Origin of the sequence: Streptomyces sp. NPDC085900 (genome assembly GCF_044540925.1) — a bacterium.
GTDB classification, from domain to species: domain Bacteria; phylum Actinomycetota; class Actinomycetes; order Streptomycetales; family Streptomycetaceae; genus Streptomyces; species Streptomyces gilvifuscus.
In genome coordinates this window covers 187620-204908 of sequence record NZ_JBITSP010000011.1, presented here as the reverse complement: position 1 = coordinate 204908, position 17289 = coordinate 187620, and the positions used below count along the sequence as shown (strand labels likewise).

Here is a 17289-nt window from a genome sequence, read left to right as displayed (position 1 = left end):
GGCAGAGCGGGCTCCGTACGCCCTCAACGGGCCGTCCGGGACTCCTGACCCGGAAGAGTGACCGGCGTGACGTCAGCGGGGTGACGGGGGCCGTCCAGGCCCACCTGGGCGATGCGGACGCCGAGTTGGGTGCGGCTGGCCGCGCCCAGGGTCTCGGACAGCCGCGCGATGTGGGCGCGGCAGGTGCGGACGCTTATCCCCAGCCGTTCCGCGATCACCGCGTCCTGGTGGCCCTCCGCGAGGAGTGCCGCGATGGACTGCTCGCGGTGGGAGATGCCCTCGATGCCGGTGTCGGGCAGCGGGGCGGTCAGCGGGATGGCCAGCCGCCAGAGGCGGTCGAAGACCGTGCCCAGATAGCCGACCAGGGCCGGGTGGCGCAGTTCCAGGGCGAGGGTGCGGTCGGCGTTGGCGGGGATGAAGGCGACCGTGCGGTCGAAGAGGATCAGGCGGTCGATGACCTCGTCGAGGGTGCGGGCCTCGACCGCGTCGCCCATCAGCTCCAGGTAGTTGAGCAGGCCCTGGCCGTGCCGGGCCACGTGCGTGTACAGGTCGCGCATCCGCACGCCCCGGCCGCGCAGGGCGAGCGCCCGGTGCAGGCCCTCGGTCAGCTCGTGCTCCGGCCGGATGCCGCCGGGCTGGACGGTGAGGACCTCCGTGGTGCAGGCCTCCGTCGCCTCGTCCATGGCGGCCTGGATGCGCGAGAGCCCGTCCAGGACACGGATCGCGGAGCCCTCGGCGGGGCCCGGCTGCTGCCGGGAGGGCCCGAGACCGGCGTACCACTCGAAGGCCGCCACCGCCGAACCCACCCGCCGCTGACTGGAGCTCACCTCGTCGTACACCCCGCGCAGCAGCCGGGTCATGACCTCCTGCGGCGACGTGGGGACCAGCCAGTCCATGTCGTCGGGGTCGGGGTGCAGCAGGGCGAGTTCCAGCAGGCAGGGCACCGGCTCGGCGTCGCGGCGCGACACCCGTCCGCGCCGTACGGCCCGGGAGTACACGCGGTCCCCGGCCTCGCAGAGTCGGTCAGCACCGTGTGGATGAGCGTCCGCCCCGTGCCCGGCCATCGTCCATCCCACCCCCCGGTTCCGCCGTCTTCCGCAGCGCAACTATGCGCGGACATACCCTGCTCCGCAACACGGCTTCGACGGCCACTTCCGAAAGAAAGCACCGGTTTGTACGGGTATTTCGGACCCTCCGTACGGAGGGTTGCAACAAGATGACGGTGGTACAGGGGACTTGTGGGGGCATCGTGAAGAACCCCGTCAGAACGTGCTTCTGACGGGGTCTCATGGCGGATATGCGACGCTGCGCGCTCCTGGCTACTTCAGCCCGATGGACGCGCAGCCGGAGGCGAACTTCGAGGTGCAGATCTGCGAGACGGTGTAGATGCCGTCCGCGATCACCGTCGACTTGATGTTCTTCCGCGTCAGGGCGGTCACCGTGACGAGCTGCGCGGGGATGTCCTTGTCGGTGGGGCTGTCCACGGTGTCCTGGGTGAGGGCGTCGAACTGGATGTCGTGGCCCTGCACCTTGGCCACCGCCATCTGCGCGGCGGCCTCGGCCTCCTGCGGGTAGGACTTGTAGACGCTCATGTACTGGTCGCCCGCGACGATGCGCTGCACGGCGGCCAGTTCGGCGTCCTGGCCGGTGATGGGCGGCATCTTCGTCACGCCGGCCTTCTTCAGGGCGGCGATGACGCCGGCCGCCATGCCGTCGTTGGCGGAGTAGACGGCCGCGATGTTGTCCTTGCCGATCTTGGCGATCGCCTGGGTCATGTTGGCCTCGGCGTTCTCCGGCTTCCAGTCCTTGGTGTCGTAGGACGCGGCGATCGTGACCTTGCCGTTGAGCTCCGACTGCGCACCGGCCTTGAACTGCTTGGCGTTGGGGTCGGTGAGCGAGCCGTTCATCATGACGACCTTGTCGGAGGTGTCGGCGTTGCCTCCGAGGGCGTCGAGCAGGGTGCGGCCCTGGACCTCGCCGACCAGTTCGTTGTCGAAGGAGATGTAGGCGTCGATGGGGCCCTCGGCGAGGCGGTCGTAGGCGATGACCGGGATGCCGGCGTCCTTGGCCTTCTTCACCTCGTCGGCGATGGCGTGCGAGTCGACGGCGTCCAGCAGGATGATGTCGACCTTGTCGTCGATCATCTTCTGCATCTGGCTCGCCTGCTTCTTGGCGTCCTGGTCGGCGTTCTGGTAGTCGACGCTGCCCCGCTTCTTGGTGAGCGACTCCACCTGCTTCTTGATGATGGGGTAGTCGAAGTCCTCGTAGCGGGTGTTGGCCTTCTCCGGCAGCAACAGGCCGATGGTGACGTCGTTGCCCTTCGTCGGGCTCGCCGAGCTGCTGTCCCCCGACACGTCGAGCATGCCGCACCCGGCCAGCGACAGGGTCATCGTGGACGCGGCCACGGATATGGCGATACGACGCGTGGGACTGCTCACAGGCCTGCTCACTTCTGGTGCCTACGGGACACGGGCGCCTCAAGGTGCCCGGATGTCTGAAAAGACAACGCGCAGCCGCCCCCGGGCGTCAAGCGGAACTACTTAACGAGTGCGCAACGCCACGCTCCGCTTGAGTTGTGAAGACATGAAGGAAACGCCTCCAAACGCTCTTTACGGACTCTCCATGCAACGGCAGGCAATCGTCAGGCAAAGATCCGTACAACCAAGCCGATACCTCGCGAGTCGTGATCATGACGGTCCCGAACAGCCGTCCTCGACCGATCAGAGGATCGAATGAACTCAGCCAGACGTACGACGGCTTCGGCGCTGGTGCTCGCGACCGCGGGCGCCCTCCTCGGCGCGTCCGTCTCCTCCGCCTCCGCGGCGACCACCTGCGCCTCGCCGGTCTTCAAGCGCCAGTTCTTCGGGAACACCGCCTTCTCCGGTACGGCGAAGAAGACGGACTGCGACAGCGTCATCGACCAGAGCTGGAGCGGCGCCCCCGCGACCGGCCTGCCGAAGGACGGCTTCGGCGTGCGCTGGAGCGTCACCCGCGACTTCGGCTCCGGCGGCCCCTTCGCGCTGGCCGCGAGCGGCCTCGACGGCATCCGCGTCTACCTCGACGGCACCCGCAGGATCGACCTCTGGAAGAACGTGTCGTCGACGGTGCAGAAGACCGTCGACGTCACGATCCCCTCGGGCAGACACACCCTCCGGGTGGACTACGCGAACTTCACCGGCGCCGCCAAGGTCACGTTCACGTACACCCCCCGCACCTCCGCCACCGTCGACAAGGTCAAGCCCCTGGTGCCCGCCGGGACTTCGCTGTCGTACGACACGGCGACCGGGCAGGCGAAGCTGACCTGGGCGAAGAACAAGGAGATGGATTTCGCCGGGTACCGGGTGTACCGGCGGCCGAAGGGCACGTCGTTCGGCTCCACGCCGCTCGCGACGACCACCTCGACGTCGTACACCGACACCACCCTGCCGACGACGGGCGAGACGTACTACTACGAGGTGCGCGCCTACGACAGGGCGGGCAACACCTCGGCCGGCACGGCGGACCAGGGCGTGACCACCGTCGACCGCACCGCGCCAGGACAGCTCACCGGCGTCACGGCGAACGGCACCACCGCCGGCAACACCGTCCGGTGGGAGGCCTCCGGCTCGGCGGACGTCCACCACTACGAGGTGTGGGGCGCGCCCGAGGGACAGCAGGACACCGACGGACCCGACCTCGTCACCGGCACGTCCTTCACCGACGTGCGCGCCGGGACGGGCACCGCCTACGTCTACCGGGTGTACGCGGTCGACGGCGCCGGGAACGTCTCCCCCGCCTCCGCCCCGGTGACGGCCACCCGCCCCGAACCGAGCGGCACGCCGGCCCCGGCCGGACTCACCGCCACCCTCCACGACGACCGGACCGAGCTGCGCTGGGACCTGCCCGAGGACTCCGGCCAGTACAACGTCTACCGCCGCACCGACGGCGGCTTCACCGCCATCGGCAGCGTCCGCGGCGGCGGTTGGGACGACATCATCGCCCCGGCGGGCGAGGCGTCCTATTACGTGGTCGCCGTGGACGGCACGGGCGCCGAGTCCGCGCCCTCCGACGTGATCACCGTCGACCGGCTCACCCGGGCCACCGGGACCGGCCCGGCCGCCCCGCAACTGACGCTCGTCTCGGCGGGCATCCCCGCCCGCTCCCCCGTCAAGGTCACTGCCGCGCCCGGCGTGGGCGACGAGGGCCGCGTACTGAAGGGCTACTCCTGGGAGATCGAGGGCGCCTGCGGCGCCAGCGGCACCCAGCTGTCCACCACCGGCGACATCTCCTGGACGCCGCCCTACAACGGCCCCTGCACGGCCACCGTGTACGCCGTGGACGCCTACGGGCGCCAGAGCGAACAGAGTTCGACGCTGGAGTTCTTCGTCGGCCGCTGACACCCGCGAGGGCATGCGAAGGGGCCCGGAGGTCAGCACCTCCGGGCCCCTTCGGCCACGCGTCGCTAGTCCTTCGCCTTCTTGGGCCGCCACACCACCAGCGCGCTGGTCTGCTGGACCTCCTGGTACGGCACCAGGTCGCGCCGGTACGAGGCGTGCACCGCGGCCTCGCGCTGCTGCATCGCCGCCGCGGCACCGTCGACGGCCGCCTGGAGCTCGATGACGCGCTGCTGGAGCGCGGCGACCTGGTTCTCCAGCTCGATGATGCGCTTGATGCCCGCCAGGTTGATGCCCTCGTCCTGCGACAACTGCTGCACCTGGCGGAGCAGTTCGATGTCGCGGGCCGAGTAGCGGCGGCCCCGCCCGGCCGTGCGGTCGGGGGAGACCAGGCCGAGGCGGTCGTACTGGCGCAGGGTCTGCGGGTGCAGACCGGAGAGCTGGGCAGCCACCGAGATGACGTAGACCGGGGTCTCCTCGGTCAGTTCATACGGGTTGCGTCGACGGCCGTCCATCTCGATCAAGCTCCCTTCGCCGCCTGGAACAGCTCCGCCCGCGGGTCCTCGCCCGCGGTCGCCTCGCGATACGCCTCGAGCGCGTCACGAGCCTTCCCCGTCACGTCCTTCGGGACACTCACCTCGACGGTGACCAGCAGGTCCCCGCGGGTGCCGTCCTTGCGGACCGCGCCCTTGCCCCGGGCGCGCATGGTACGGCCGTTGGGCGTGCCCGGCGGCAGCTTCAGGGTGACGGGCGGGCCGCCCAGGGTGGGGACCCTGACCTCGCCGCCGAGCGCCGCCTCGGAGAACGTCACCGGCACGGTGACGGTGAGGTTGTCGCCCTTGCGGCCGAAGACGGGGTGCCCGGAGACGTGGACCGTGACGTACAGATCGCCCGCCGGACCGCCCCGTTCACCCGGCGCGCCCTTGCCGCGCAGCCGGATGCGCTGGCCGTCGTCCACCCCTGCCGGGATGCGGACCTGCATGGTCCTGGACGACTTGGCGCGCCCGCTGCCGTGGCAGACCTCGCAGGGGTTCTCCGCGATCAGGCCGCGGCCCTTGCAGTCCGGGCACGGGTCGGTCAGCGAGAAGCCGCCGCCCGAACCCCGGGCCACCTGGCCGGTGCCGACGCACGTCGGGCACACCCGGGGGTTGCCGTTGGCGTCGCCGGTGCCGGAACAGGCCTTGCACGGTGCCTGCGAGGTCATGCGCAGCGGGACCGTCGCACCCTCGATCGCCTCGGTGAAGTTGAGGCTGACCTCGGTGTCGATGTCCTGGCCGCGCCGGGGCTGCACGCGCGTGGTGCCCGAGCCGCCCCGGTTGAACAGGCCCCCGAAGACGTCACCGAGCCCGCCGCCGAAGCCGCCGGCTCCCCCGCCGCCGCCCTGGGCGCCGCCTCCGAAGAGGTCGCCCAGGTCGAAGTTGAAGGAGCCGCCCGCGCCGCCCGGCCCCGGGCGGAAGCCGCCGTTGCCGAAGAGGGCGCGGGCCTCGTCGTACTCCTTGCGCTTCTTGGGGTCACCGAGGACGTCGTTCGCCTCGGAGATCTCCTTGAAGCGCTCCTCGGCCTTGGCGTTGCCCTTGTTGGCGTCCGGGTGGAACTCGCGGGCGAGCTTCCGGTACGCCTTCTTGATCTCGGCCTCGGTGGCGTCCTTGGGGACGCCGAGGACCTTGTAGTAGTCCTTCTCGATGAAGTCCTTGGTGCTCATCCTCGACGCGCCCCCTTTCCGGTGTTCCGCTCGGTGTCTACGTCAGCCCTCCTCAGGGCCGTTGTCCTTCTCGTCGCCGGCCGCGGGAGCCTCTTCGGCCCCCTCGGCCTTGACCGTCTGCGCGCCCGGCTGCGGTTCGGCGACGGCCACCCGGGCGGGCCGGATGGTGCGTTCGCCGATGCGATACCCGGGCTGCAGGATCGCCACGCAGGTCGTCTCGGTGACGTCCGGCGCGTAGCTGTGCATCAGGGCCTCGTGGATCGTCGGGTCGAAGGGCTCGCCCTCCTTGCCGAACTGCTGCAGACCCATCTTCGCCGCGACGGTCTCCAGCGACTCCGCGACGGACTTGAATCCGCCGACGAGTTCGCCGTGTTCCCGGGCGCGGCCGATGTCGTCGAGCACGGGCAGGAGTTCGGTCAGGAGGTTCGCGATGGCGATCTCCTTGACCGTGATCCGGTCCCGCTCCACGCGGCGGCGGTAGTTCTGGAACTCGGCCTGGAGCCGCTGGAGGTCCGCCGTGCGCTCCTCGAGCGCCTTGCGCACCTGGTCCAGCTGAGCCGTCAGACCGGCGATCTGAGCTGCGTCCCCGGCCGGGGCCGCCCCCTCGGAGGAGGCGGCCTTCGGCTCGGCGTCGTCAGAGGTGGCGCCTGAGGGGACGTCGGGCTTCTCCTCGAAGCCCGGGGTCTCCTCCGTCACGCGGCACCGTCCTTGCGCTCGTCGTCCACGATCTCGGCGTCGACGACGTCGTCGTCGGCCTTGGGCGCCTCGGCGCCGGCGTCGGCGCCACCCGCGGCCTGCCCGGCCTGGGCGTCGGCGTACATGGCCTGGCCGACCTTCTGGGAGACCGCGGCGACCTTCTCGGTGGCCGTGCGGATCTCGGCGGTGTCCTCGCCCTTGAGCGCGGTCTTCAGCTCCTCGACGGCGGCCTCGACCTCGGTCTTGACCTCGCCGGGGACCTTGTCCTCGTTGTCCTTGAGGAACTTCTCCGTCTGGTAGACGAGCTGCTCGCCCTGGTTGCGGGTCTCGGCGGCCTCGCGGCGGCGGTGGTCCTCCTCCGCGTACTGCTCGGCCTCCTGGCGCATCCGGTCGACCTCGTCCTTCGGCAGCGAGGAGCCGCCGGTGACGGTCATCTTCTGCTCCTTGCCCGTGCCCAGGTCCTTCGCGGTCACGTGCATGATGCCGTTGGCGTCGATGTCGAAGGACACCTCGATCTGCGGCACGCCACGCGGGGCCGGCGGCAGACCGGTCAGCTCGAACATCCCGAGCTTCTTGTTGTAAGCCGCGATCTCGCGCTCGCCCTGGTAGACCTGGATCTGCACGGACGGCTGGTTGTCCTCGGCCGTCGTGAAGATCTCCGAACGCTTCGTCGGGATCGTGGTGTTGCGCTCGATGAGCTTGGTCATGATGCCGCCCTTGGTCTCGATACCGAGGGACAGCGGGGTGACGTCGAGCAGCAGGACGTCCTTGACCTCGCCCTTGAGGACACCGGCCTGGAGCGAGGCGCCGATGGCGACGACCTCGTCCGGGTTCACACCCTTGTTGGCCTCCTTGCCGCCGGTCAGCTCCTTGACGAGCTCGGCGACGGCGGGCATACGGGTGGAGCCACCGACGAGGACGACGTGGTCGATCTCGTTGATGGAGATGCCGGCGTCCTTGATGACGTTGTGGAACGGCGTCTTGCAGCGCTCCAGCAGGTCCGCGGTCAGCTGCTGGAACTGGGCGCGGGTGAGCTTCTCGTCGAGGTGCAGGGGGCCCTCGGCGGAGGCGGTGATGTAGGGCAGGTTGATCGAGGTCTCGGTGGACGAGGACAGCTCGATCTTGGCCTTCTCGGCGGCCTCGCGGAGGCGCTGGAGGGCCATCTTGTCCTTGCCGAGGTCCACGCCGTGACCGGACTTGAACTGCTGCACCAGGTAGTCGACGACGCGCTGGTCCCAGTCGTCACCACCGAGGTGGTTGTCACCGTTGGTGGCCTTCACCTCGACGACGCCGTCGCCGATCTCCAGCAGCGAGACGTCGAACGTACCGCCACCGAGGTCGAAGACGAGGATCGTCTGGTCGTCCTTGTCGAGGCCGTACGCGAGCGCGGCCGCGGTGGGCTCGTTCACGATGCGCAGGACGTTCAGGCCCGCGATCTCGCCGGCCTCCTTGGTCGCCTGACGCTCGGAGTCGTTGAAGTAGGCCGGGACGGTGATGACCGCGTCCGTGACCTTCTCGCCCAGGTACGACTCGGCGTCCCGCTTCAGCTTCTGCAGGATGAACGCGGAGATCTGCTGGGGGTTGAAGTCCTTCCCGTCCAGCTGGATCTTCCAGTCGGTACCCATGTGGCGCTTCACGGACCGGATGGTCCGGTCCACGTTGGTGACCGCCTGACGCTTGGCCACCTCGCCGACGAGCACCTCACCGTTCTTCGCGAAGGCGACGACGGACGGCGTGGTCCTGGCGCCCTCGGCGTTGGTGATGACGGTGGGCTCGCCGCCCTCCAGAACGCTGACGACGGAGTTAGTCGTGCCCAGGTCGATGCCGACCGCACGTGCCATGGTTGATTCCTCCAGCTGACTTGAGTGGAACGGACTCAAGTGTGCATGACGGCGGCGAATGGGTCAACAGACCTGAGTCGTACGGGCTCAACTCTTATCCGTTCCTTACACGCAACCTGCCGGTGACCTGCGCAGATGCCGAACCCCTACGGGAAGGATCAGGGATTCGGAGCAGTGCCAGGACGAGGATCAGAGCGCCCGCCCCCACCCACCACACCCCGGATCCGGCGATCCACCCCATGTCCACGAGCACCCCGACGAGCACCCCCGCAAACGCCCCGATTCCCAGAAGCACGGTGATTCCCGGCGGGGTCAGTCCCAACCGCCGCAGCCGGTGGGCGAGATGGTCCGGTCCGCGCCGCTGCAGCGGCCGCCCGCCGAGCCGCCGCGCCAGCACCACGAGCAGCACGTCGGCAGTGACGACGGCGGTGAGCGGGAAGAGCACGCCCGCGCTGGAGGCGAGCCCGTAGCCGGCACGCGTGAAGACCGCGGCGGCGGCCGGCACGAACCCGGCGAACAGCGAGCCGCACGCGCCGAGCCCCACGCGCGCGGGATGCCAGTTGTGCATCAGGAACCCGGTCAGCGCGGCGGCCAGCACGCTCAGCAGCACCGCGAGCCCGTCCATCACCTCGGCGGCGGCGCAGGCCCCCACCCCGAAGGCGGTGAGGACGCCGACGGTCCCGGCGAGCGCGTCGGCGTGGTCCAGGGCGCGGAAGCCGAGCGCGACGAAGGTGATCCACCCGACGGCCAGCAGCCCTCCGCCGACACCCGTCTCGCCGTACGGCACCACGCAGGCCGCCGCCACCGCCGTACCGGCGACGAGCACCCACAGTCTGAGCCGTCCCACGTCGCCGAGGAGACCCAGCGCGGCGACCGCGGCCCCTGCGACGAGCAGGCGTCCCACGCCGCCGCCGAGCGGCGCGACGCCCGCCCAGTCCCCGGCGCCGGCGACCAGACAGCTGGCGAGCACGACGGCCACTCCCCCGAACAGCGGCAGCGGCCGCTGCCGCCGTCGGTCGACCACCCCGAGGCGCAGGGCGGGGATCCGCAGGAGTGCGGAGAGCACGGCGGCGAGGAGCAGGGCGGTGGTGGCGGCGGCGATCCCGTAGAGCACGGGTCTAAATTAGGGGCGAATGTACCAATTTGGTACGAATAACACGATCGGATTGTCCCGGACCTTTGAGGTGACCCTCAGCGACACAGATCACCGCACCGCTGACTACATTGCGACGGAGAATGTGGGTAGTCTCAGACGGACTGAATAAGTTACCGCTTAGTAATGTCGAGGATTCCCTCGAAGAACCCCTCGCAGGCCCGAGGAGCCCCCAATGCAACTCGCCGCGATCATCGTGTCGCTGGTTCTGATCGTGGTTGGCGTCGCCCTGTTCGCCCGCGCCATCCTGCAGATCTACAACTTCATGCGGCTCGGTCAGAGCGTGCCCGCGGGTACCCGCACCGACGAACCCGGCCGACGCACCGTCACCGTGGCCAGGGAGTTCCTCGGCCACACCCGGATGAACCGGTGGGGCGTCGTCGGTGTGGCGCACTGGTTCGTGGCGGTGGGCTTCTTCACCCTGCTGCTGACGATCGTCAACGCCGTCGGCCAGCTGTTCCAGGCCGACTGGATCCTGCCGGTCATCGGCGACTGGGCGCCGTACAACGTCTTCGTCGAGTTCATCGGCACGATGACCGTGCTCGGCATCCTGGTGCTCATCGGCATCCGCCAGCTGAGCCACCCGCGCAGGCCGGGCCGCAAGTCGCGGTTCGCGGGCTCCAACTTCGGCCAGGCGTACTTCGTCGAGGCCGTCATCCTCATCGTCGGTGTCTGCATCTTCATGCTGCACGCCCTCGAAGGCGCCCAGCACCACGTGGACGGCTACGAGGCCTCGTTCTTCATCTCCTACCCGGTGGTCCACTGGCTCTCCGGCATGGACGTCTCCACGCTGCAGAACCTCACCTACTTCTTCGCCGGCCTGAAGATCGCGACCTCCTTCATCTGGATGATCACGGTCGCCCTGAAGACCGACATGGGCGTGGCCTGGCACCGCTTCCTGGCCTTCCCCAACATCTGGTTCAAGCGCAACGCCGGCGGCGAGACCTCCCTGGGCGCCCTGCTGCCGATGACGTCCGGCGGCAAGCCGATCGACTTCGCCGACCCCGGCGACGACGACATCTTCGGTGTCTCCCAGGTCGAGCAGTTCTCCTGGAAGGGCCTGCTGGACTTCTCCACCTGCACCGAGTGCGGCCGCTGCCAGTCGCAGTGCCCCGCGTGGAACACCGGCAAGCCGCTCTCCCCGAAGCTGCTGATCATGTCGCTGCGCGACCACGCGCACGCCAAGGCCCCCTACCTGCTGGCCGGTGGCGGCAAGTCCATGGAGGGCGAGGAGAAGGCCTCCGAGGAGCAGCTGGCCGGCGTGCCCGCCGCCGCCCTCGCGGAGGCCGAGCGCCCCCTCATCGGCACCGCCGAGGAGAACGGCGTCATCGACCCGGACGTCCTGTGGTCCTGCACCACCTGCGGCGCCTGCGTCGAGCAGTGCCCGGTGGACATCGAGCACATCGACCACATCGTCGACATGCGCCGCTACCAGGTGATGATCGAGAGCGCGTTCCCGTCCGAGGCGGGCACGATGCTCAAGAACCTGGAGAAGAAGGGCAACCCCTGGGGCCTGGCCAAGAAGCAGCGCCTGGAGTGGCTCAAGGAGGTCGAGTTCGAGGTCCCGGTCGTCGGCCAGGACATCGAGGACCTCACCGAGGTCGAGTACCTGTACTGGGTCGGCTGCGCGGGCTCCCTGGAGGACCGCGCCAAGAAGACCACCAAGGCCTTCGCCGAGCTGCTGCACATCGCGGGCGTCAAGTTCGCGATCATGGGCGGCGACGAGAAGTGCACCGGCGACTCCGCCCGCCGCCTGGGCAACGAGCCCCTGTTCCAGGAGCTCGGCATGGAGAACGTCATGGCGCTGAACATGGCGTTCGGCGAGGAGCTGGACGACGACGGCAAGGTGGTCCCCGAGTCCGCCAAGCCCAAGTCGGCCAAGAAGATCGTCGCGACCTGCCCCCACTGCCTGAACACGATCGGCAACGAGTACCCGCAGCTCGGCGGCGACTACGAGGTCATCCACCACACCCAGCTGCTGCAGCACCTGGTGGACGAGGGCAAGCTGGTCCCGGTCACCCCGGTCGAGGGCATCATCACGTACCACGACCCCTGCTACCTGGGCCGCCACAACAAGATCTACACGCCCCCGCGCGAGATCATCGCCAACGTCCCGGGCCTGCGGAACGAGGAGATGCACCGCCACAAGGAGCGCGGCTTCTGCTGCGGCGCCGGTGGCGCGCGGATGTGGATGGAGGAGCGGATCGGCAAGCGCATCAACAACGAGCGCGTCGACGAAGCCCTCTCGCTCAACCCGGACATCGTCTCGACGGCCTGCCCGTTCTGCCTCGTCATGCTGACCGACTCGGTCAACGGCAAGAAGAACGACGGCAAGGCCAAGGAGTCCATCCAGGTCGTCGACGTCGCCCAGCTGCTCCTCGAGTCGGTCAAGACGCCGGGCGACCCGGCGGGCGAGGAGGAGACGGAGAGCGCACCGGAGCCGGAGCCGGTGAAGTAGCCCGTACGACCACGACGGCGCCCCCTGCCTCCCACGAGGCGGGGGGCGCCGTCGTACGCGTCACGGCGGGGGTGTCGTCGTACACCTCACAGCGCGCGCCGTCGTACGCCTCACGCGCCCCTCGGCCCCGACTGCTGCACCACCTCGAAGGACCACAGCGTCGAACCGCTGGCCGCCGGCTTCGGCCGCTCGCCGCCCTCCTGCCCGCCGCCCTGGTGCGCGGACTTCATCGGGCCCTCCATCCACGCCTGGAAGGACTCCTCGTCCCGCCAGCGGGTGTACACGAGGTACTGGTCGGTGCCCTCGACCGGTCGCAGCAGCTCGAACCACTCGAAGCCGTCGGAGCCGTCCACGGCGTGGGCCCGCGAGGCGAACCGCTTCTCCAGGACCTCGCGCTGCTCGGCGGGCACGGTCAGTACGTTGATCTTGACTACGCTCATGGGCCCATCCTCCACCCGCCCACCGGACTCTCAGAACACCGGCTGCCCGACGGCCAGCAGGTTGCCCTCGCTGTCCCGGAACCACGCGCCGAGCTCCCCGCGGGCACCCTTGCTCGGATAGTTCCCCTCGACCTCCGCGATCCCGTCCACTGTCCGCAGCCCCGGCGCGTCCACCTCCTCGAACACCACCCCGCGCCGACGCAGCTCCGCCACGACGGCCGGCAGGTCCTCGATGCCCTCGAACGCCATCTGCGTGAACGTCCCCGGCGAGGTCCCCGTGGACCGGAAGAGCACGAACTCCACTCCCCCGCACCGGTACAGCAGCCCCCCGGGCCGCTCGTCCACGGGCTCCAGCCCGAGCATCTCGGCGTAGAAGCGGCGTGCCCGGTCGAGGTCCCGGGCGGGCAGCCGGGTCGCCACCCGCGCCCCCGACAGTACGTTCCCTCCGTCTGCGCTCATCCCTCCACTGTGCCCATGCACGGGCGAGCTGTCGCGGTGTCCCGGTCGCGGGCATGATGGGGCCGGCGTTGTCGGCTGGGCGGGCGGGGTGGGCGGTGCGCGTGCGAAGTGGCGGGGCGACGGTCACGGCGGCGATGTGCGGCTGCCTCCTGCTGCTCGCCGCCTGCGGCCCCGGCACGGACACCCCCGCCGCCGGGCACACCCCCGCACGGGTCGCGGACGCCCCCGCCAAGCTGGCCGTCCCGCACGGCACGGGCAGCGAGGTCGCCGACGACTTCAACGGCGACGGCCACCGCGACCTCGTCCTCGACGACCTGGTCAAGGCCCACCGCCACGCCGACGACGCCGGCATCGGCATCGTCTACGGCAGCGCGCGCGGACTCGTCCCGGGCGCACGGCAGTTGCTCGCCCCCGCCGCCTACGCGGCCCGCACCGGGGGCCGCCTCCCGGCCGTCTTCGACGCGGAGGCGAGCTGCGACCTGGACCGGGACGGCTTCACCGACCTCGTCGTCTCCACGGACCCGCCCTACGACGGCCGCGGCCGGCCGCCGGTCCCGCTCCAGATCCTCTTCGGCTCCCCGGCGGGCCTGACCCGTGCCGTCCACCTCACCGTCCCCGCCCGCGCCCGCGCCGGCACCGACTGGCCCGACCAGCCGGTGTGCGGCGACTTCGACGGCGACGGTGCGCGGGACCTGGTGCTGCACGCGTCGGGCGGCCGACTCACCTATCTGCGCGGCCCGTTCGGCCGCAACGGCACCCCGCGCGCGTCCGCCGCCCCCGTCCCCTCCACCGGCGAGGTCCCGACGGGCCCCGCGGCCGACGTGAACCGCGACGGATACGACGACCTCGTCGTCCGTACGACGGAGGGTTCCGGCACCTCGACGATCGTGCTGGGCGGCCCGGACGGCCCCACCCGCACCGGCACCGCACTCCCCGAGGGCCTCGACGTCGCCCTCGGCCGTTTCGGCCGGGGCAAGGCCCTGGACGCGGCGGTCGGCACCACCGCCGAAACGTCCCTGCGCTACGACCTCCCCGCCTCCGCCCGCGCCGCCCTCCCCGTCCCCGGCCCCCGCCTGACCACGGCCGACCTCGACGGTGACGGCCTGGGCGAACTCATCGCCGAAGGGCACGAGTTGAAGGTGTTCCACGGCCGCGAGGCCGGCCTCTCGACCTCGGACACGGTGACCGTGAAGCCACCCGCCCCCGGCACGACGAGAGTCCTCGCGGCAGCGGACTTCGACGGCGACGGCCGCGCCGACCTGGTGGTGCGGACGTACCGGGGAGAGACGAAGGACACCGTCGCCGTCCTTCCCGGCGTCGCGGTGAGGGAGGGGCTGGTGGCGAAGAAGCCGGCGGTCGGTTTCTCCACGTCGGAGTTCCTGGCCGACCGCTGACCCGCCCCCTCATCCGCCTCCGACCCACGTGAGAATATTTACCGAACTCACGTACAACCCTTACCCGACGGCAAGGGTCTCCTGATCGCCTGCCACCCCGCACCCGGGACGGCGGGCACGCCACCGACTGTCGATGCCCCCGGGCATCCCCGCATGCCGCAGGAGACCCCGCATGCACAAGCCCCTGCGACTCGCCCTCGCGTCGGCCACCGCGGCCGCGCTGACGGGCGGGCTGCTCACCCTCTCCGCCGCCCCGGCGACGGCCGCGCCCTCCGGCCCGGCCGCGGACTTCAACGGCGACGGCTACCGCGACACCGCCGTCGGCGCCCCCTGCGCCACCGTCGGCACGGTCTCGTGCGCCGGCGCGGTCGTCGTGCTGTACGGCTCCTCCTCCGGTGTCTCGGCCACCAGGAAGACCGTGATCACGCAGAACTCCACCGGCGTCCCGGGCACCGCCGAGGAGCTCGACCGCTTCGGCGGCGGCCTCGCCACCGGCGACCTGGACGCCGACGGCTACGCCGACCTGATCGTCGGCACCCCGAACGAGGGCGTCGGCGACCGCGCCGGCGTCGGCAGCGCCACCGTGATCTGGGGCTCCAAGTCAGGCCTGTCCGGCGGCGCCTCGCTGCCCTCCCCCTCCGGCCTGAGCGAATGGGGCGGCTACTCCGGCTCCATCGCCACCGGCGACTTCAACGGCGACGGCAAGACGGACGTGACCGTCACCGGCCAGAGCCGCACCGGCCTGTACCGGGGTCCCTTCGCCCGCACCGGCACGCCCACGGTCCTGTCCGCCGTGGACGAGGTCGGCTCCACCGACGAGGTGATCGCCGGGAACATCGACGGCGACCTGGCGGCCGAACGGGCGTACCCGTACACCCTGGAGAGCGACGAGGCCGGGGTCATCGAGTACGTCGACTACGACCCCGAGGGCTGGGAGAGCCACCCCGAGTCCGACTACACCACGACCGCGCTGCCCGCCGCCGAGGGCCATCAGGGCGCGGTCGGCGACATCAACGGCGACGGCTACGGCGACCTGGTCCTCGGCGACCACGAGGACCCGCGCGCCGACAAGACCAGCGGCCACAAGGGCGGCGAGATCAGCGTCTGGTACGGCGGCCCGAACGGCCCCGACCCCGCGCAGACGCCGACAATCGTCCACCAGGACACGACCGGCGTGCCCGGCTCCGGCGAGGCCGACGACCTCTTCGGCTCGGCGCTCGCGGTCGGCGACATCAACGGCGACAAGTACGCCGACGTCGCCGTGGGCGCCTTCGGCGAGGACAACGGCACCGCCGAGGAATCGGGTTCGGTGACGGTCCTGTTCGGCTCGGCCACCGGTCTGAAGACCTCGAACGCCAAGTCGTACACCCAGAACACCGCGGGCGTGCCCGGCAGCAGCGAGACCGGCGACGCCTTCGGTATGACGGTCCGTCTGACCGACCTCGACAAGAACGGCAAGGCCGACCTCGTCATCGGCACCGGCTACGAGAACGGCTACGGGGCGATCACCGTCCTGAAGGGCACCGCCTCCGGCCTCACCACCACCGGCGCCAAGTCGTTCACCGCCCGCGACCTCTCCCTCAAGGGCGGCGCGGACCTCGGCTGGGAGATCGCCCAGTGACACAAGGGGACTTACGGTCGCCGGGGGCTCCCTGGGCACCCGGCTCCCTAGGGGCCCCCGGCCCGTCCCCTTAGGGGATGTCACAGGTCGGCCGCAAAGCCGGGCCCGAACGGCCGGGCCCGGCACGTCACTCTCCGGGACCAGGTACGTTCGAAGACGTGGCTGGATTCAGGATCGGACGCGGCGGCCGGAACAACGGCGCTCCGCAAACGCGACCGCAAAACCCCCCGCACGGACAGCAGACGCCGCAGGGACCGTCGTACGGCTACCCGCCGGCGCCGCATCCCCACCCGGGCCGGCAGCAGTACGGCAACGGCGGCGGCCAGTGGCCGCAGTCGGGCGGCGCCGGCGGCTACGGCGAGCCGGAGTACTTCGGCGGCGACGGCGGCGGCTACGCACCGCAGGGCGCCCCGGACCCGTACGCGGCCAACAACCCGGGTCACACGCAGGCGTTCTCCGTCGGCGAGGACCCGTACAGCCAGGGCGAGACCTACCGCGCCGGTTCGGCCCAGCCGCCGTCCGGCCCGATCGGCCCCCGCCTGCACTGGAAGGACCTGCTGCGCGGGATCGTCCTCTCCCCCTCCCAGACGTTCCTGCAGATGCGGGACTACGCCATGTGGGGCCCCGCCCTCGTCGTCACCTTCCTCTATGGCCTGCTGGCCGTCTTCGGCTTCGACGGCGCCCGCTCGGACGCGATCAACGCCACGCTGTCGAACGCGGTGCCGATCGTCCTGACGACCGCGGTCGCCATGGTCGTGTCGTCGTTCGTCCTGGGCGTGGTCACGCACACCCTGGCCCGCCAGCTGGGCGGCGACGGGGCCTGGCAGCCCACGGTCGGCCTCTCCATGCTGATCATGTCCCTCACGGACGCCCCCCGCCTGGTCTTCGCCATGTTCTTCGGCGGCGACGCGACGTTCGTGCAGATGCTCGGCTGGGCGACCTGGGTCGCGGCCGGTGCCCTGCTGACCATGATGGTCAGCCGCTCCCACGACCTGCCCTGGCCGAAGGCCCTGGGCGCGTCGGCGATCCAGCTGATCGCCCTGTTGTCGATCGTGAAGCTGGGCACGTTCTAGGAGCCGGAAGCACGTTGCCGGCGCCGGACGGCACGTGCTGGGAGCCGGTGGGCACCGGACCGGCGAACGGGGCTCCCGG

The 17289-nt window shown here is 70.6% G+C and carries 14 protein-coding genes; 5 read left to right on the top strand and 9 right to left on the bottom strand.

Annotated features, from left to right (window positions below):
• Positions 1 to 23: 23 nt before the first annotated feature.
• Both ACIGDI_RS32775 and ACIGDI_RS32770 read right to left on the bottom strand, forming a co-directional pair.
• Positions 24 to 1064, bottom strand: coding sequence for a LuxR C-terminal-related transcriptional regulator (locus ACIGDI_RS32775; protein WP_399904286.1), 1041 nt, complete (start codon positions 1062 to 1064; stop codon positions 24 to 26).
• A gap of 255 nt (positions 1065 to 1319) precedes the next feature.
• Positions 1320 to 2438 carry a sugar ABC transporter substrate-binding protein gene (locus ACIGDI_RS32770; RefSeq protein WP_399904284.1) on the bottom strand — a complete coding sequence of 373 codons (1119 nt, stop codon included), beginning with the start codon at positions 2436 to 2438 and terminating at the stop codon, positions 1320 to 1322.
• A gap of 294 nt (positions 2439 to 2732) precedes the next feature.
• Here ACIGDI_RS32770 and ACIGDI_RS32765 point away from each other — a divergent pair, with 294 nt between their 5' ends.
• Positions 2733 to 4376 carry a fibronectin type III domain-containing protein gene (locus tag ACIGDI_RS32765; protein WP_399904281.1) on the top strand — a complete coding sequence of 548 codons (1644 nt, stop codon included), beginning with the start codon at positions 2733 to 2735 and terminating at the stop codon, positions 4374 to 4376.
• 65 nt (positions 4377 to 4441) lie between these two features.
• Here the strand turns inward: ACIGDI_RS32765 and ACIGDI_RS32760 are convergent, their stop codons facing one another.
• From ACIGDI_RS32760 to ACIGDI_RS32740, 5 genes are all read right to left on the bottom strand, one after another.
• Positions 4442 to 4888, bottom strand: a complete 447-nt coding sequence (locus ACIGDI_RS32760; protein ID WP_058924156.1) for a heat shock protein transcriptional repressor HspR — start codon at positions 4886 to 4888, stop codon at positions 4442 to 4444.
• 5 nt (positions 4889 to 4893) lie between these two features.
• Positions 4894 to 6075: a molecular chaperone DnaJ gene (gene dnaJ / locus ACIGDI_RS32755; RefSeq protein ID WP_399904278.1), complete on the bottom strand. Its 1182-nt coding sequence runs from the start codon at positions 6073 to 6075 to the stop codon at positions 4894 to 4896.
• Between the two features lie 42 nt (positions 6076 to 6117).
• Positions 6118 to 6771, bottom strand: a complete 654-nt coding sequence (gene grpE / locus ACIGDI_RS32750) for a nucleotide exchange factor GrpE (protein WP_399904275.1) — start codon at positions 6769 to 6771, stop codon at positions 6118 to 6120.
• Positions 6768 to 8612 carry a molecular chaperone DnaK gene (gene dnaK, locus ACIGDI_RS32745; protein ID WP_399904272.1) on the bottom strand — a complete coding sequence of 615 codons (1845 nt, stop codon included), beginning with the start codon at positions 8610 to 8612 and terminating at the stop codon, positions 6768 to 6770. The genes grpE and dnaK overlap by 4 nt, the downstream gene beginning before the upstream one ends.
• Positions 8613 to 8706: 94 nt before the next feature.
• On the bottom strand, positions 8707 to 9726 hold the full coding sequence (locus tag ACIGDI_RS32740; protein ID WP_399904269.1) for an MraY family glycosyltransferase: 1020 nt from the start codon (positions 9724 to 9726) through the stop codon (positions 8707 to 8709).
• A gap of 214 nt (positions 9727 to 9940) precedes the next feature.
• Here ACIGDI_RS32740 and ACIGDI_RS32735 point away from each other — a divergent pair, with 214 nt between their 5' ends.
• On the top strand, positions 9941 to 12223 hold the full coding sequence (locus ACIGDI_RS32735; protein WP_399904266.1) for a heterodisulfide reductase-related iron-sulfur binding cluster: 2283 nt from the start codon (positions 9941 to 9943) through the stop codon (positions 12221 to 12223).
• Positions 12224 to 12333: 110 nt separating this feature from the next.
• On the opposite strand, the gene ACIGDI_RS32730 is transcribed toward ACIGDI_RS32735, so the two are convergent.
• Entirely contained in the window at positions 12334 to 12663 is a 330-nt protein-coding gene (locus ACIGDI_RS32730; protein WP_200704762.1) for an antibiotic biosynthesis monooxygenase, read from the bottom strand.
• A 30-nt stretch (positions 12664 to 12693) separates the two neighbouring features.
• Positions 12694 to 13122: a VOC family protein gene (locus tag ACIGDI_RS32725; protein ID WP_399904263.1), complete on the bottom strand. Its 429-nt coding sequence runs from the start codon at positions 13120 to 13122 to the stop codon at positions 12694 to 12696.
• Positions 13123 to 13256: 134 nt separating this feature from the next.
• On the opposite strand from ACIGDI_RS32725, the gene ACIGDI_RS32720 reads away from it, so the two are divergent.
• The 3 genes from ACIGDI_RS32720 to ACIGDI_RS32710 all read left to right on the top strand — a co-directional run bounded on the left by ACIGDI_RS32720 (position 13257) and on the right by ACIGDI_RS32710 (position 17210).
• On the top strand, positions 13257 to 14516 hold the full coding sequence (locus ACIGDI_RS32720) for an FG-GAP repeat domain-containing protein (RefSeq protein ID WP_399904569.1): 1260 nt from the start codon (positions 13257 to 13259) through the stop codon (positions 14514 to 14516).
• 172 nt (positions 14517 to 14688) lie between these two features.
• Positions 14689 to 16137: an FG-GAP-like repeat-containing protein gene (locus ACIGDI_RS32715; protein ID WP_399904260.1), complete on the top strand. Its 1449-nt coding sequence runs from the start codon at positions 14689 to 14691 to the stop codon at positions 16135 to 16137.
• 77 nt (positions 16138 to 16214) lie between these two features.
• Positions 16215 to 17210 carry a YIP1 family protein gene (locus tag ACIGDI_RS32710; RefSeq protein ID WP_399904257.1) on the top strand — a complete coding sequence of 332 codons (996 nt, stop codon included), beginning with the start codon at positions 16215 to 16217 and terminating at the stop codon, positions 17208 to 17210.
• Positions 17211 to 17289 lie beyond the last annotated feature (79 nt).

Bases quoted from the DNA above. Each gene is read 5' to 3' on its own strand.
- ACIGDI_RS32765 (WP_399904281.1), top strand. From the start codon at position 2,733: ATGAACTCAGCCAGACGTACGACGGCTTCGGCGCTGGTGCTCGCGACC.
- ACIGDI_RS32720 (WP_399904569.1), top strand. From the start codon at position 13,257: ATGTGCGGCTGCCTCCTGCTGCTCGCCGCCTGCGGCCCCGGCACGGAC.
- dnaK (WP_399904272.1), bottom strand. From the start codon at position 8,612: ATGGCACGTGCGGTCGGCATCGACCTGGGCACGACTAACTCCGTCGTC.
- dnaJ (WP_399904278.1), bottom strand. From the start codon at position 6,075: ATGAGCACCAAGGACTTCATCGAGAAGGACTACTACAAGGTCCTCGGC.
- ACIGDI_RS32730 (WP_200704762.1), bottom strand. From the start codon at position 12,663: ATGAGCGTAGTCAAGATCAACGTACTGACCGTGCCCGCCGAGCAGCGC.
- ACIGDI_RS32760 (WP_058924156.1), bottom strand. From the start codon at position 4,888: ATGGACGGCCGTCGACGCAACCCGTATGAACTGACCGAGGAGACCCCG.
- ACIGDI_RS32710 (WP_399904257.1), top strand. From the start codon at position 16,215: ATGTCACAGGTCGGCCGCAAAGCCGGGCCCGAACGGCCGGGCCCGGCA.
- ACIGDI_RS32775 (WP_399904286.1), bottom strand. From the start codon at position 1,064: ATGGCCGGGCACGGGGCGGACGCTCATCCACACGGTGCTGACCGACTC.
- ACIGDI_RS32725 (WP_399904263.1), bottom strand. From the start codon at position 13,122: ATGAGCGCAGACGGAGGGAACGTACTGTCGGGGGCGCGGGTGGCGACC.
- ACIGDI_RS32715 (WP_399904260.1), top strand. From the start codon at position 14,689: ATGCACAAGCCCCTGCGACTCGCCCTCGCGTCGGCCACCGCGGCCGCG.
- ACIGDI_RS32735 (WP_399904266.1), top strand. From the start codon at position 9,941: ATGCAACTCGCCGCGATCATCGTGTCGCTGGTTCTGATCGTGGTTGGC.